This is a genomic window from Kineococcus gypseus, assembly GCF_050871305.1.
GTDB lineage: Bacteria > Actinomycetota > Actinomycetes > Actinomycetales > Kineococcaceae > Kineococcus > Kineococcus gypseus.
Genome location: NZ_JBJLRD010000045.1, coordinates 1 through 14839, shown reverse-complemented (window position 1 = coordinate 14839; position 14839 = coordinate 1). Strand labels below are relative to the sequence as shown.

12 protein-coding genes and 1 tRNA gene are annotated in these 14839 nt (G+C 76.4%); 7 read left to right on the top strand and 6 right to left on the bottom strand.

Going from position 1 to position 14839, the window contains the following annotated elements:
• Nucleotides 1-73 precede the first annotated feature (73 nt).
• Nucleotides 74-1336 (bottom strand): DUF4032 domain-containing protein, encoded by a 1263-nt coding sequence (locus tag ACRYMN_RS15810; RefSeq protein ID WP_432497037.1) that lies wholly within the window; start codon nt 1334-1336, stop codon nt 74-76.
• 105 nt (nt 1337-1441) lie between these two features.
• Nucleotides 1442-2518, bottom strand: coding sequence for an ABC transporter ATP-binding protein (locus ACRYMN_RS15805; RefSeq protein WP_432497035.1), 1077 nt, complete (start codon nt 2516-2518; stop codon nt 1442-1444).
• 381 nt (nt 2519-2899) lie between these two features.
• Between ACRYMN_RS15805 and ACRYMN_RS15800 the strand changes: the two genes are divergently transcribed.
• Nucleotides 2900-3382 carry a cation:proton antiporter regulatory subunit gene (locus tag ACRYMN_RS15800; protein WP_432497032.1) on the top strand — a complete coding sequence of 161 codons (483 nt, stop codon included), beginning with the start codon at nt 2900-2902 and terminating at the stop codon, nt 3380-3382.
• A gap of 99 nt (nt 3383-3481) precedes the next feature.
• Nucleotides 3482-4669, top strand: coding sequence for a cation:proton antiporter (locus tag ACRYMN_RS15795; RefSeq protein WP_432497030.1), 1188 nt, complete (start codon nt 3482-3484; stop codon nt 4667-4669).
• 30 nt (nt 4670-4699) lie between these two features.
• Here the strand turns inward: ACRYMN_RS15795 and otsB are convergent, their stop codons facing one another.
• Both otsB and ACRYMN_RS15785 read right to left on the bottom strand, forming a co-directional pair.
• The gene (gene otsB / locus ACRYMN_RS15790; protein WP_432497028.1) at nt 4700-5551 is read right to left on the bottom strand and encodes a trehalose-phosphatase; all 852 of its coding nucleotides are present in this window, start codon (nt 5549-5551) and stop codon (nt 4700-4702) included.
• Nucleotides 5548-7005 (bottom strand): alpha,alpha-trehalose-phosphate synthase (UDP-forming), encoded by a 1458-nt coding sequence (locus tag ACRYMN_RS15785; protein WP_432497025.1) that lies wholly within the window; start codon nt 7003-7005, stop codon nt 5548-5550. Before ACRYMN_RS15785 ends, otsB begins: the two co-directional genes overlap by 4 nt.
• A 207-nt stretch (nt 7006-7212) precedes the next feature.
• Between ACRYMN_RS15785 and ACRYMN_RS15780 the strand changes: the two genes are divergently transcribed.
• Nucleotides 7213-9333, top strand: coding sequence for a protein kinase domain-containing protein (locus tag ACRYMN_RS15780; RefSeq protein WP_432497023.1), 2121 nt, complete (start codon nt 7213-7215; stop codon nt 9331-9333).
• A gap of 24 nt (nt 9334-9357) precedes the next feature.
• On the opposite strand, the gene ACRYMN_RS15775 is transcribed toward ACRYMN_RS15780, so the two are convergent.
• A complete protein-coding gene (locus ACRYMN_RS15775) occupies nt 9358-9744 on the bottom strand; it encodes a GNAT family N-acetyltransferase (RefSeq protein WP_432497021.1) in 387 nt (128 codons plus the stop codon).
• Nucleotides 9745-9853: 109 nt separating this feature from the next.
• Between ACRYMN_RS15775 and ACRYMN_RS15770 the strand changes: the two genes are divergently transcribed.
• The 4 genes from ACRYMN_RS15770 (at nt 9854) to ACRYMN_RS15755 (ending at nt 13508) form a co-directional block, all read left to right on the top strand.
• A tRNA-Thr gene (locus ACRYMN_RS15770) sits at nt 9854-9926 on the top strand.
• Nucleotides 9927-10100: 174 nt separating this feature from the next.
• Nucleotides 10101-11180: an inorganic phosphate transporter gene (locus ACRYMN_RS15765; protein ID WP_432497019.1), complete on the top strand. Its 1080-nt coding sequence runs from the start codon at nt 10101-10103 to the stop codon at nt 11178-11180.
• A 106-nt stretch (nt 11181-11286) separates the two neighbouring features.
• On the top strand, nt 11287-11601 hold the full coding sequence (locus tag ACRYMN_RS15760) for a DUF3349 domain-containing protein (protein ID WP_432497016.1): 315 nt from the start codon (nt 11287-11289) through the stop codon (nt 11599-11601).
• 158 nt (nt 11602-11759) lie between these two features.
• Complete coding sequence (locus ACRYMN_RS15755) at nt 11760-13508, top strand: bifunctional metallophosphatase/5'-nucleotidase (protein WP_432497013.1); 1749 nt, start codon at nt 11760-11762, stop codon at nt 13506-13508.
• A 39-nt stretch (nt 13509-13547) separates the two neighbouring features.
• Here the strand turns inward: ACRYMN_RS15755 and ACRYMN_RS15750 are convergent, their stop codons facing one another.
• On the bottom strand, nt 13548-14726 hold the full coding sequence (locus tag ACRYMN_RS15750) for an acyltransferase family protein (protein WP_432497010.1): 1179 nt from the start codon (nt 14724-14726) through the stop codon (nt 13548-13550).
• Between the last annotated feature and the right edge of the window lie 113 nt (nt 14727-14839).

Sequence of the window (14839 nt, the reverse complement as noted above, 5' to 3'; positions counted from 1 at the left end):
GGGCGGGTGGCCGCGGCGGTGGTGGTGGCGGTCGCGGTGGTGGTGGCGGTCGCGGTGGTGGCGGTCGCGGTGGTCAGTGGTCCGCGACGACGCGGATCGCCTGGGTGTCCACGCCGAGCACGGCGCGCTCGTCGGGCTTGCCCGGCAGGACCCCCTCGACGTAGCCGTGCACGGCCTCGTCGAGGCCGACGTCGCGCCCGGCGCGCTCGGAGAGGTACCAGCGGTGCTCGAGCACCTCGTGGAAGAGCTCCGGGCCCTCCAGCTTGCCGCGCAGCTCGCGCGGCACGGCCTTCTGCACCGGCTCGAAGACCTCCGCCATCCAGTCGTGGGCGACGATCTCCTCGTCCTCGTTCTGCCGGTCGGTGGCCGCCCGGTAGGAGTCGAGGTCGTTGAGCAGCCGGCGGGCCTGGTTCTCCTCCGCGTCCAGGCCCGTCAGGCGCAGCAGGCGCCGGGAGTGGTGCCCGGCGTCGACGACCTTGGGCTCGATGCGCACGCTGGTGCCGTCGATGTCGGTGGTGATGGCCAGCTCGCCGACGTCGAAGCCCAGCTCGTTCAGGCGCCGGATGCGCGCCTCGACCCGCCAGCGCTCGCCGCGCTCGAAGGACTCCGGGTCGGTCAGCTCGTGCCACAGCGCCCGGTAGCGCGAGATGATGCGGTCGGAGATGGCCAGGACGTCGTCCATCTCCACCTCCAGCGCCCCGCTGGCCACGACGTCCATGAGCTCGCCGGCGATGTTGGTGCGCGCCACGTCCAGGTCGTACTCGCGCTGGCCGGTGGACAGCTCGTCGTACAGCTCACCGGTCTCGGCGTCGACCAGGTAGGCGGCGAAGGCGCCGGCGTCGCGGCGGAAGAGGGTGTTCGACAGCGACACGTCGCCCCAGTAGAAGCCGGTCAGGTGCAGGCGCACCAGCAGCACGGCCAGGGCGTCGACGGCGCGCTTGGCGGTGTCGGGGCGCAGCGTCTGGCTGTACAGGGCCCGGTAGGGCAGCGAGTACTGCAGGTGCCGGGTGACCAGCACCGAGTTCAGCGGCTCGCCGGAGCGGTCGGTGCGGCCGGTGATGACGGCCACGGGGGAGACCGAGGGCACCTCGAGGCGGTTGAGCATGCGCAGCATGCGGTACTCGCGGTGGGCGATCTCGGCGTTGGTCTCCTTCACCGCCAGCACCCGGTTGCCCAGCTTGACGAAGCGCACGACGTGCCGGGAGATGCCCCGGGGCAGCGCCGCGAGGTGCTCCTCGGGCCACTCCTCCAGCGGCACGTCCCACGGCAGGTCCAGCAGCTCCGGGTACGGCCGGGCCGCGGTGAACTGCAGGGAGGTGGTGGTGGGCGTGCTCACGGGGTCATCCTCTCAGCAGGGGCGCGGGCGCGCCGGGCCCGGACGCGGCGCGGGCCGCCACCCCCGTGCTGCGGGGTGGCGGCCCGTCCGTGGTGCGGGTCGTGCTCAGACCTCGATGCGCTGGCCCGAGTGCTGGTCGAACAGGTGCACGTGGCCCACCTTGGGGGTGAAGTGCACCGTCGAGCCCTTGGCCGGGGGACGGCGGCCGTCGACGCGCGCGATGACCTGGTGCGACTCCTGGCCCGGCTGGGCCAGCGAACCGTAGATGTAGGCGTCCGCGCCGAGCTCCTCGACGACGTCGACCTGCACCGGCAGGCCGGACTCGGACAGCTCCAGGTCCTCCGGGCGCACGCCCAGGGTCAGCTTGTCGCCGGTCGCCGACAGCGCCGCGCGCTCGATGGGGTGCACGGTGTCGCCGAGCTTGACGCCGCCGTCGGTGACGTCCAGCGTCAGCAGGTTCATGGCCGGGGAGCCGATGAAGCCGGCGACGAAGACGTTGTTGGGGTGGTCGTACATCCGGCGGGGGGTGTCCACCTGCTGCAGCAGGCCGTCCTTGAGCACCGCCACGCGGTCGCCCATCGTCATGGCCTCGACCTGGTCGTGGGTGACGTAGACGGTGGTGACGCCCAGGCGCCGCTGCAGGGAGGCGATCTGGGTGCGCGTCTGCACGCGCAGCTTGGCGTCGAGGTTGGACAGCGGCTCGTCCATGAGGAAGACCTGCGGCTGGCGCACGATGGCGCGGCCCATGGCCACGCGCTGGCGCTGCCCGCCCGAGAGGGCCTTGGGCTTGCGGGTCAGGTACTGCTCCAGGTCGAGGATCTTCGCCGCCTCCTGCACGCGGCGCTTGATCTCCTCCTTGGGGGTGCCGGCGATCTTCAGGGCGAAGCCCATGTTGTCGGCGACCGTCATGTGCGGGTACAGCGCGTAGTTCTGGAACACCATCGCGATGTCGCGGTCCTTCGGGGGGACCGTGGTGACGTCGCGGTCGCCGATGAGGATGCGCCCGCCGTTGACGTCCTCGAGACCGGCGAGCATGCGCAGCGAGGTGGACTTGCCGCAGCCGGAGGGCCCGACCAGGACGAGGAACTCGCCGTCCTCGATGTGCAGGTCCAGGGCGTCCACGGCGGGCTTGTCGCCGCCCGGGTAGATGCGCGTCGCCTTGTCGAACGTGACCGTGGCCATCGTGTGTCCTTCCACCGGCAGGTACGTGCCGGACGATCCGTGGTGGAACGGACCCGGTCGCTGGTGCTCCCGGGCGCTGGTGCCTCGCCGGCGCGGCGGGAGCTCCGGGGGCCCCTGGGCCCCGGTGGAGTCGCCCGCGACCCCGGCCACCGCGGCGCCCTCGCACGCGGAGTCGCGGCGTCGCGGTGACCCGCATGTTGCACCACGCCCCCGCGGCGGGCAAGCACTGTGAGCAGCGACACAGCGCGCGGCGCGCACCGGCGCGGGCGCCGGGATGGGCCGGGGCGCTGCGCGCGTTGAGGGGTGTGGACGCCGAGGCGTCCGGGGGACAGCTGGCGCCCCTGTCGTCGGCTCCCCCGTCCCTGGAGGACACTGGAGACCGTGGACCTGGAAGAGACCAAGCTGCCCGGCGTGGGGCTGCGGCACGACTTCACCACCGCGCGCGGCCGGCGCATCGGCGTCATCTCGACGCGCGGCGGCGAGCGCGAGCTGCTCGTCTACTCGCAGGACGACCCCGACGCCTGCCACTCCGTGGTCGACCTCGACCCGGACGAGGCCGAGGTGCTCGCGGAGCTGCTGGGCCAGCCGCGCGTGATCGAGCGCCTGGCGCGCCTGCGCGAGCAGATCGAGGGCCTGGCCACCGAGGGCGTCTACGTCGAGCCCGGCTCGCCGTACGAGGGCCGCACCCTGGCCGACGCGGCCATCCGCACCCGCACCGGCGCCTCCGTGGTGGCCCTGGTGCGCGCCGGGGAGGTCATCCCCTCGCCCGCGCCGTCCCAGCGCTTCCAGGCGGGTGACAAGATCGTGGTCGTCGGCACCCAGGAGGGCGTGCGCGCCACCGCGCACGTGCTGCAGAAGGGCTGACCGGGCGGGACCGGGGCGGGACCGCAGGCGGGACCGCGGGCGCCGCCCGCGGGCACGGGCGTTCGCGCCCGCGGACACGGGAAGGCGGCTGGTCGGGGAGTGCACACCGCGGCTCTGCTCATCGAGCTCGGTGCGATCATCGTCGGTCTGGGCGTGGTCGGGCGCCTGGCCGGGCGCCTGGGCATCTCCCCGGTGCCGCTGTACCTGCTGGCGGGCCTGGCCTTCGGCGCCGGCGGCGTGGTGCCGCTGAACGCGCCCGAGGGCTTCCTCGAGGCCGCCTCCCAGATCGGCGTCGTCATGCTCCTGCTGCTGCTGGGGCTGGAGTACACCGCCGGGGACCTGCTGGGGAACCTGCGCCGGCAGGCGCCGGTGGGCGTGCTGGACCTCGTCCTCAACGGCCTGCCCGGCGCGGCCCTGGGCCTGCTGCTGGGCTACGGGCCCGCGGGGGCGCTGGCGATGTTCGGCATCACCGCGGTCAGCTCCTCGGGCATCGTCGCCAAGGTCCTGGCCGACACCGGCCGCCTGGGCAACCGCGAGACCCCCGCCGTGCTGGGCATCCTCGTGCTCGAGGACCTCGGCATGGCCGTGTACCTGCCGGTGCTGACCGCCGTGCTGGCCGCCTCGGGGGTGTGGCAGGCCACCGGCTCGGTCCTCATCGCCCTGGCCTGCCTGGTCGTGGCCCTGTTCGTGGCGCTGCGCTGGGGCTCGTACGTCTCGCGCTTCGTCTCCGCCGGCAGCGCCGAGGTGACGCTGCTGCGGGTGCTGGGCCTGGCGCTGCTGGTGGCCGGCGTGGCCGAGGCGCTGCACGTGTCCGCCGCCGTGGGCGCCTTCCTGCTGGGCATCAGCCTCTCCAGCGACCTGGAGGAGGAGGCGCACCGCTCCCTGGAGCCGCTGCGCGACCTCTTCGCGGCGGTCTTCTTCGTCTCCTTCGGGCTGTCCACCGACCCCTCGAGCCTGCCGCCGGTGCTGCTGCCGGCGCTGCTGCTGGTGGTGGTGGGCGTGGCCACCAAGCTGGTCACCGGCTGGGTCGCCGCCCGCCGCGTCGGCATCGCCGTGCCCGGGCGCATCCGCGCCGGCGCCGCCCTCGTGCCGCGCGGGGAGTTCTCCATCGTCATCGCCGGCCTGGCCACCGCCGCCGGGCTGGACCCGCAGCTGGCCGCGCTGGCGGCGGCGTACGTGCTGACGATGGCCGTGCTCGGCCCGGTGCTGGCCCGCTACGCCGACCCGTTCGGGCGCTGGTGGGTGCGCCGCCGGCGCGAGCGCGCCGCGGCGGTCACCGCCCGCTGACGCCCGCGCGGCGCAGCACCGCCGGCGCGCTCAGCGCTCGCGCAGCCGCGCCAGCCGGGTCAGCAGCCGGGCCACGTCCTCGGGGGAGCCCACCCGGTGCCGCGCGGCGCTGGGACCCCCGCCCACCTTCACGCCCACGTCGCCGGCGGCGGGGGAGAGCACCGCGAAGGCGTCCTCGTCGGTGACGTCGTCGCCGGCGAAGAGCACGGCCTCCACGGGTGCGCCCGCGGCGGAGAGCCGCTCGCGCAGCCGCCGCAGCCCGCCGCCCTTGCCCAGCTCGACCGCGCCGAGCTCGACGACCTCCTTGCCGCGCATCGCGTGCACGCCCGGCAGCGCCCCGGGCCCGGACAGCGCCAGCGCGCTCACCTCGGCGGCCACCTCGCGCGCGGCGCGGCGGGTGTGCAGCACCGCCGAGACCGGCTTGCGCTCCACGTGCACGCCCTCGCGCCCGGCAGCCAGCGCGTCCAGCTCCTCGCCCAGGCGCGCCAGCAGCGCGGCGCGCTCGGGCGGCAGCGGGGCCGCGTCCTCGTCCAGCGAGGAGCGCGTGCCGTGCCCGCCGACCAGCACCACCGCGGCGGGCGCCTGCGCGCGCTCGCGCAGGTCCTCCAGCGCCCGGCCGGAGACCAGCGCGACGTCGGTGGTCGCGGCCAGCCGCTCCAGCGCCGCCGCGGCCGCCGGCAGCGCCCGGGCCGCGGACGGCTCGTCGACGATGGGCGCCAGGGTGCCGTCGAAGTCCAGCGCCACGAGCACGCGCCCGCGCGCGGCGAACTCCTCCAGCGCGGCGTCGAGCGCGGCGTCCAGCCCGGCGTCCGGCCCGGCGTCCGGCCCGGCGTCCGGCCCGGCGTCGGGCGCGGCGTCCAGCCCGGTGCCCTCCGCGCTCACGCGGAGCGCTCCGCGCTGGCGGCCACCTCCGCCGCGGTGCCCCGCGGGTCGGGGGCGTGCTCGGCCAGCGCCTCCAGGAACGAGGCCGCCCAGCGCTGCACGTCGTGGTCGCCCACCCGCCGGCGCAGCCCGCGCATGCGGCGGGCCACCTCCCGCTGCGGCATGCGCAGCGCCCGCAGCACCGCCTCCTTCAGGCCGTCGATGTCGTGCGGGTTGACCATCAGCGCCTGCCCGCCCAGCTCGTCGGCCGCGCCGGTGAACTCGCTGAGCACCAGCACGCCGCGCTCGTCGTGGCGGGAGGCGACGTACTCCTTGGCGACCAGGTTCATCCCGTCGCGCAGCGCGGTGACGAGCATGACGTCGGCGGCCAGGTACAGCGCCGCCATCTCCTCGCGCCCGTAGGAGTGGTGCAGGTAGTGCACGGCGGTGTGCGCGATCGTGGAGTGCGTGCCGTTGACGCGCCCGACGGTCACCTCCACGTCCTGGCGCAGCTGCACGTACTGCTCCACGCGCTCGCGGCTGGGGGTGGCGACCTGCACCAGGGTCGCCTCGCCGGCGCTGATGCGCCCGTCGTCCAGCAGCTCCTCGAACGCCTTGAGGCGGTGCAGGATCCCCTTGGTGTAGTCGAGGCGGTCGATGCCCAGCAGCAGGTGCTCCGGGTCGCCGAGGTCGCGGCGGATCTCCGCGGCGCGCGCCCTGACGTCCTCGCGCTGGGCCAGCTCGTCCAGGGCCCGGAAGTCGATGGAGATGGGGAAGGACGCCGCGCGCACCTCGCGCCCGTCCTCGTCGTCCAGGCGCACGCGGCCCGCGCGCGCCGGCAGGTTGCTCGCGCGGCGGCAGGCGCGGGTGAAGTTGCTCGCGTCCGCGGCGCGCTGGAAGCCCACGAGGTCCGCGCCGAGCAGCCCGTCGATGATCGCCTTGCGCCACGGCAGCTGCGCGAAGATCTCGAACGGCGGGAACGGGATGTGGTTGAAGAAGCCGATCTGCAGGTCCGGGCGGCGCGTGCGCAGCATCCGCGGCACCAGCTGCAGCTGGTAGTCCTGCACCCACACCGTGGCGCCGTGCGCGGCCTGCGCGGCGGCGGCCTCGGCGAAGCGCTCGTTGACGCGCACGTAGGCGTCCCACCAGCTGCGGTGGAAGCCGGGCGCGACGATCACGTCGTGGTACAGCGGCCACAGCGTGCCGTTGGAGAAGCCCTCGTAGTACTCCTCCACCTCCTGCTCCGAGAGCGGTATGGGCACGCAGCGCACGCCCTCGGCGTCGAAGGGCTCGGGCGCGTCGCCGGCGGAGCCGGCCCAGCCGACCCACGCGCCGTCCTCGCGCCGCATCACCGGCTCCAGGGCGGTGACCAGGCCACCGGGGCTGCGGCGCCACGACGTCGACCCGTCGGGCTCCTCCACGCGGTCCACGGGGAGCCGGTTGGCCACCACCACCAGGTCGTAGTCACCGGGCATCGAGAGGGTCCTCCTCGGGGGTCGGTGCGCCCGACCCTACCGGCGGGGCCCCCGCCCGACCCCTCCACGAGCGGCGCACACCCCTGCCACGCCGCGTGCGCGGGCCCTGCACGCGCCGTGGCGGGCGCGTGGCGCGACCCCGCCGTGGGCTGCCGCGCGGGCCCGCCGGCCCTCGGCCGCGGGCCCCTCCTGCCGTACCGTGGGAGCGTGGTCACCCCCTTCCCGCGCACCCCGGGCGAGGCGCCGGCGCGCCCCGGCGCCGGCGACCACCACGACCGCCCCGGCGAGCGGGCCGGTGCGGGGGAGCGGGCCGGCGCGGGGGAGCGCGACCCGTGGGCGCCGCGCGGGGCCGCCCCGGCCGCGGACCCGCGCACCCCGGCCACCGGCTGGCGCCCCGCCCCCCAGCACGGCCACCACCAGCACGCCCCGGCCCCCGGCGACCGCCTGGGCGGCTACCGCCTCGACCGCGTCGTCGGCGAGGGCGGCATGGGCGTGGTGTGGCTGGCGCTGGACGCCGAGCACCGCGCCGTGGCGCTGAAGGTCCTCAAGCCGCACATCGCCGCCGACCCGCACGCGCGCGCCCGCCTGGCCCGCGAGGTCGCCACCCTGGAGCGGGTGCGCTCCCCGCGCGTGGCCGAGGTCCTCAGCGCCGACGTGGACTCCCCGTGGCCGCACCTGGTGACCCGCTACGTGCCCGGCCCGCCCCTGGACTCCGTGGTCTCCTCGCGCGGGCCGCTGCGCGGCGGGCGCCTGCGCGACCTCGGCCACGGCCTGGCCGAGGCCCTGCACGCCATCCACGCCGCCGGCGTGGTCCACCGCGACCTCAAGCCCAGCAACGTGCTGCTGCTGGACGGCGCCCCCGTCGTCATCGACTTCGGCATCGCCCACGTCGCCGACGACGTGCGCCTGACCTCCACCGGCCTGGTCATGGGCACCCCCGGCTACCTCTCCCCGGAGGTCGTCGCCGGCGGGCGCGTGTCCACCGCCACCGACTGGTGGGGCTGGGCGGCCACCGTCGCCTACGCCGCCAGCGGCCGCCCGCCCTTCGGCAGCGGGCCCATGGAGGTTGTCCTGGACCGGGTGCGCCGCGCCGACGTCGACCTCGAGGGCGTGCCCGCCGACCTGCGCGCGCCGCTGCTGGCGGCGCTCGCGGTCAACCCCGCCCACCGCCCGCTGCCGGACGTGCTGCTGCGCGCCCTGGACGGGGCCACCACCGGCCCGCAGCCCTCGGCCACGGCCGCCACCACGGCGGTGCCGGCCCCGGTGCCGGCCCCCGCGCCCGCCGGCGCGCGACCGGCCGAGCGCCCCTCGCGCTTCGCCTCCCTCATCGAGCCGGAGGCGCCCGCCGCGGAGACGGCGGTGCTGCCCGCCGTCGCGGCGGCCGCGCCGCCGCAGCCCGCGCCGCCGCACGCGCCGCGCGAGCCCGCCGCCGGGCCCGCCGTGGACCCCGCGGCGGGGTCCGCCGCGGAGTCGACCACCGTGCTGCCGCCGGTGGCCGCGCCCACCACCCCCGTGCCGCAGCCGCCGCAGCGCCCCGGCGCCCGGCAGGCCCCGCCCGGCTGGATCCCCGGCGTGCCCGGCCCCGGCCCGGAGCAGACCGCGCCCCGGCAGCCCGGACCCCCGCCGGCCGCCGACCTCACCCGCCCCGCGCCCGCCGCGCCGTTCGCGCCGCCCGCCGCCGGCGCGCGGCCGCAGGATCGCCCCGCCGAGCGCGAGCGCCCGGTGCGCACGGGCTCGAACGGCCTGCCCGCGCGCCCGCAGCGCACCTGGACGCTGCTGGCCGGGCTGCTCGCCCTCGTCGGCGTCCTGGCCGTGGCCCCCACCGCCGGCGTGGTGGTCGCCGCGCTGGGCGGGGTGCTGGCGCGCGCGGTGGACCGCTCCTCCTCGGCGCTGTTCCGCCGCCGCTGGGAGGCCGGGCCCCGCTCGACGGACGCCCTGGCCGTGACGGCCGCCGCCCCCTGGCACCTGCTGCGCGCCGCGGTGTCCACCGCGTTCGCCGCCGTGGTGCCGCTGCTGGTGGGCGCCAGCGTCGTCTTCATCGGCAGCACGCTGGCCGGTGCCCCGCTGGGCGCTGACCCCGGCGCGCCGCGGCTGCTGGCGCTGGGCGGGCTGGCCGGCCTGCTCGTGGCGTGGTTCGGTCCGGGCGGGCGCTCCCTGCAGCGCGGCACGCGCACGGTGGTGCGCACCGTGCTGCGCGGCGACCGCGAGACGGGCGCGGCGATCGCCCTGCTCGTGCTGGTGGCGCTGGCCGCGACGGTCATGGTGCTGCAGGGCGCCTCGCCGGACTGGCGCCCGCTGGAGCGCTCGCCCTTCGACGCCCTGCAGTAGCCCGCGGCGGCGCGCGGCCGGCGCTCAGAGCAGGTCGGCGTACCGCTCCGGGTGGCGGCGCACGTGCAGGCGCACGAACGAGCACGCCGGCAGCACCTTCAGCCCGCGCTCGCGCACGTCGCGCAGCGCGGCGTCGACCAGGGCGCTGGCCAGGCCCTCGTCCTGGTGCTCGGGCACGACCTCGGTGTGCACGAACGCCAGCACCGCGCCCTCCTCGCCGTCGGCGCCCGGGCGGGGCACGTAGTCGGCCAGCGCCACCAGCTCGCCTTCCAGGCGACCCTCGTAGCGCTGCGCGGCCTCGTCGTGGGTGACGGCCAGGCGCGCGGCGGGCTGCCGCCCGTCCTCGCGCCCGTCCTCGCGCCCGTCTCGCTGCGCGCTGTCGTCCGGGCGGTCCCCGTCGGTGCTGCTCACGCCCGCGGCAACGCCCCGGGCGCCGGGAGGCTTCCCGGGGCCCCGCGCCCTCTCGGGCGCGCGGGAGGTCCGCGACCGGGCGCGTGGCAGACTTGGACCGTCGCCTCCCGCCCCAGTAGCTCAGAGGCCAGAGCGCCCGCCTTGTAAGCGGGTGGTCGCCGGTTCGACTCCGGCCTGGGGCTCCGAGCCCCACCCGGCGCCACGTCCCGCCGCGTCCCGCCGCGACGCCCGAGCCGTCGCGCGTGACGTCCGCACCCGACGGGGGGTTCCTCGCCCCGGTGGACTGTCGGTGACCCGTGGCTGCGGGGACCGGAGCCGGGTGTCGCGCCCACCCTCCCGGGTGCAGCGTCGAGCACGTGGAGACCGCAACCGTCGTCCTCGTGCTGGTCGTCGTGGTGGCTCTCTCGTTCGACTCCACCAGCGGCTTCCACGACACCGCGAACGCGATGGCCACCTCCATCGCCACGGGGGCGCTGCCGCCCGAGGCGGCCGTCGCCCTGTCCGGGGTCCTCGACCTCGTCGGCGCGTTCCTCTCGGTGGAGGTCGCGCTCACCGTCACCAACGCGGTCGTGAGGATCCAGGACCCCGACGGCTCGCCGCGCGAGGAACTGCTCGCCGGTGGTGGTTCCGCGCTGCTGCTCATCGTCCTCGCCGGCCTCGTCGGGGCGATCGCCTGGAACCTGCTCACGTGGCTGCTGGGATTGCCGTCGAGCTCCTCGCACGCGCTGTTCGGCGGCCTCATCGGTGCCGGCGTGGCCGGGCTGGGCTGGGCGGGAGTGAACTGGAACGGCGACGGCACGGAGATCGACGGCGTGCTCGGCGAGGTGGTCGTGCCCGCGATCGCCTCGCCGGTCGTGGCCGCGGTCGTCGCCACCGCGGGCACCTGGCTCGTCCGGCGCGTCGTCTCGGGCGTGGCCGCCCGCTTCACCGACGCGGGTTTCCGCTGGGGGCAGACGGGTTCGGCCTCCCTTGTCCCGCCGGCGCACGGCACCGACGACGCGCAGAAGACCATGGGTGTGATCACCCTGGCCCTCATCGCCTCCGGGCACTGGTCCAGCACCACCGAGATCCCGTTCTGGGTGAAGCTCGCCTGCGCGCTGGCCATCTCGTCCGGCACCTACCTGGGCGGCTGGCGCATCATCCGCACCCTGGGCGAGGGGCTGGTGGAGATCGCCCCGGGGGAGCGATGGGTGCGCTGGTGGTGGTGGCCGCGCTGGCGGCCTTCGCGGTGCTCGTCGTCGTCCGCTCGCGCGAGAACCCCGTCCACGCCGGCAACGTCGACGACGAGCGGGAGGCGGGCGAGCGCAGCGAGCGCGCGCCCGCCGCGCTCTGACGGCCCGGGACCCGAGGAGGAACCGTGGGACACGTCGCTGTCCTGGAACTGCGAGCGATCGGCGAGGTCCTGCTCGCCGCGCTGTGCTTCGCCCTCCTCCTGATCGCCGTCGCCGTGGGTCTGACCCACGTCGTCGTCAGCGGCTTCGGCGGGGTGCTGAGCTTCGAGGGCGTCGTCCCGCACGTCGTCGAGGAGGAGCAGGGGCACCCGTGGCCACCGGTTCGACGAACCCCGCCGCACGCGTCGTGGACCGGCTGCGGGCCGGCTACCCCCGCGGTGTCCCGCGCCAGGACCACGTCACCCCGCTGGGCATCCTGTGCCGCACGTGCACCGACGCGGAGGTGCACGAGATCGCCACCGAACTGGCCGGCCCGGCCCAGCAGGGCGAGGTCATCACCACCGCCGACGTCGAGCGCCTCATCCACGAGGCGACGCTCGACGACGCCGCCGCGGCCGACGTGCGGCGCGTCTCCTCGCGCCTGGCCGCCGGCGGCCAGCCGCTGGCCGACGACCTCGGGCGCTGAGCGGCGCCGCGGTGCACGCCGGCAGCAGTGGTGGAGGTGTTCACCGGCAGGTGTGATCCACTTCACGTCCTCGGCGTGCACCGGTGCGCGACACGGCACAGGCTCGCGGTGTCCCGCGAACGCGCGGGTCGTGACGCCCGCACCCCGATGGAGGACCCGTGCGCACCTCGTCCCCCCACCGCCTCGCCGCCGCCGGCGTCGCCGCCGCCGCGCTCGTCAGCACCACCGTCGCCGTCGCTCCCGCCGTGACCGGCTCGGAGCGCTGGGGCGGGCGCCACGCCCGCACCGTCGACGTGCAGCTGCTCGCCATCAACGACCTGCACGGTGCGCTGGAGCCGCCCTCCGGTTCCGGCGGGCGCGTGCAGACCGGCGTGAACGCCGACGGCACCGCGCAGAGCGTCGACGCCGGTGGCACCGAGTTCCTCGCCAGCCAGGTGCGGCAGCTCGCCGACGCGCAGGGCCGGCAGAACACGATCACGGTCGCCGCCGGCGACCTCATCGGCGCCTCCCCGCTGCTCTCGGCCGCCTTCCACGACGAGCCGACCATCGAGGCCGTCAGCGCCCTGGGCCTGGACTACGCCAGCGTGGGCAACCACGAGTTCGACGAGGGTTCGGCCGAGCTGCTGCGCATCCAGGACGGCGGCTGCCACCCCGTCGACGGCTGCGCCGACGGCACCCCCTACGCGGGTGCGGATTTCCAGTACCTCTCGGCCAACGCCTTCGTCACCGCCACCGGCGAGCCGCTGCTGCCTCCGTACGCGATCGAGTCCGTCGCCGGGGTGCGCGTCGGCTTCATCGGCATGACGCTCGAGGGCACCGAGGACATCGTCAGCCAGCAGGGCGTGGCGGGCCTGGACTTCGCCGACGAGGTGGAGACGGCCAACCGGTACGCGCGCGAGCTGCGCCGGCAGGGCGTGCAGAGCATCGTCGTGCTGCTGCACCAGGGCGGGCAGCAGACCGGCCCGGACGCGTGGGACGTCGACGCGTGCAACGGCCTGACCGGCCCGATCGTCGACATCGCGGGCGGCATGGACGACAGCATCGACGTCGTCGTCAGCGGCCACACCCACCAGGCGTACAACTGCGAGATCGACGGCAAGCTCGTCACCAGCGCCGGGTCCAACGGACGCCTGGTCACCGACATCGACCTGCGCGTGGACACCCGCAGCGGCGACGTGGTCCGGGCGGCGGCGGACAACGTCGTCGTCACCCGCGACGTGCCGAAGGACCCGGCCCAGACGTACCTCATCGAGCACTACCGCACCGCCCTGGGCCCCATCGCGGGCGAGGTCGTCGGCACCACCGCCGAGCCGCTGCTGCGGGAGCAGGAGGTGCTCTTCCCGGGCGCCTCCGGCGAGTCCGCGCTGGGCGACGTCATCGCCGACGCGCAGCTGGCGGCCACGGACGACGAGACCGGCGCGGTCGCGGCGTTCATGAACCCCGGCGGCGTGCGCGCCGACCTGCCGGCCGGGCCGGTGACGTACGAGGAGGCGTTCACGGTGCAGCCGTTCGCCAACAACCTCGTCACCCTGGACCTGACCGGTGCGCAGCTGCAGTGCGTACTCGAGCAGCAGTTCCAGGTGGGACGCACCCTGTACCCGTCGGCGGGCGTCTCGTACCAGGTCGACCCGGCCGGGACCACGGCCGCCGCCGGCGCCGACCCGTGCACCGGCACCCGCGTGCCCGACGCGTCGCTGACCATCGCCGGTGAGCCGGTGAGCGACACCGCCAGCTACCGGATCACGGTGAACAACTTCCTCGCCGGCGGCGGCGACGGGTTCAGCGCGCTGACCGCGGGCACGAACCAGGTCACCGGCGCCATCGACCTCGACGCCTTCACCGCGTACCTGGGCGCGGGCTCGCCGGTCACCGCGCCGGCGCTGGACCGCATCACCGTGGTGGGCTGACCCACCGGTCCGGGACGTGGGGGAGCCGGCCGGGGCGCCTCAGGCCCGCGGCGCCTCCTCCACGTCCCGGTGCGCGGGGGTGGTCAGGTCGACGACCAGCGGCGCGTCCCGGCCGCGCCGGCGCTGACCGGGGACCGCCGGCTGCTCGCGCACCACCTGCTCCTCGGGCGCGCGCCGCGGCCGCGGCGCCCCGCCCCGCGCGGCGGGCAGCCGGCGCACGAGGAGCGCCTGCGCGGGCAGCTCGACCGCGTGGTGCAGCAGCACCGCGCCCGCGGCGGAGGCGGCCACCATGCCCGCCGCGGCCAGCGGCCCGGTGCCGAGCAGCGGGCGCAGGTTGATGATGACGAGCTCGTGCACGAGGTAGAGGGCGAAGGAGACCTTCCCCGCGTACACCAGCGGTCGCGCGGCCAGCGGGCTGCGCCGCGGCGAGCAGTCCCGGGCGGCGGCGAGCGCGATGAGCACCACGTACAGCGGCGCGGTCCACACGTTCGGCGCGGGGCGGTCGTGCAGGACGGCCAGACCGCCCAGGCACAGCGCGAGCGCGGCGAGCAGCGCCCGCCACGAGGGCCGCCAGCCGGAGCGCACGGCCAGGGCGGCGGCGATGCCCAGCAGGAACTCCGGCAGCCGCAGCAGCGGGTTCGAGAAGCCGGCCAGGGCCAGCCACACCGGGGTGCCCGGGACGGTCACGGCCACGGCGACGGCGGTCTCCGCGAGGAACGCCGCGGCGGCCACGCGGACCGCGGTGCGGGTGCCCCAGCGGGCCATCCGGGCGACCGCGAAGGGGAAGACGGCGTAGAAGGCCACCTCGCACGAGAGGGACCAGGCCACGCCGTTGGCGCCGAACACGTACCCGAGGGACGGCGCCCAGGACTGCACCAGGAGCAGGTTCGTCACGGCGGAGCCCGCGGTCAGCGGGTGCGCGGTGATCGGCACGAGCAGCGCGGCGCACCACACCACGGCGTGGGCGGGCCACACCCGCGCCAGGCGCCGGGCGTAGAAGCGCCGCGCGTCGAGGCCACCGCGGTAGCCCCAGGTGAGCAGGAAGCCCGAGAGGACGAAGAAGAAGGTCACGCCCGTCACGCCGACCCCGTCGGCCGGCCAGGGCAGCACGCCCCAGCGCGAGAGGTGGTAGGCGACGACGAACAGGGCCGCGGCGGCCCGCAGCGAGGTGAGCGTCGGCAGCTCTCGCGGCCGCGGGGCCGTGGTGGTACAGGTCAACGCGTGCTCCTGTCGTGGGGGGGGGGGGGGGGCCCCCCCCCCCCCCCCCCCCCCCCCCCCCCCCCGGCCCCGGCCCCCAACCCCCCCCCCCCCCCCCCCCCCCCCCCCGCAAT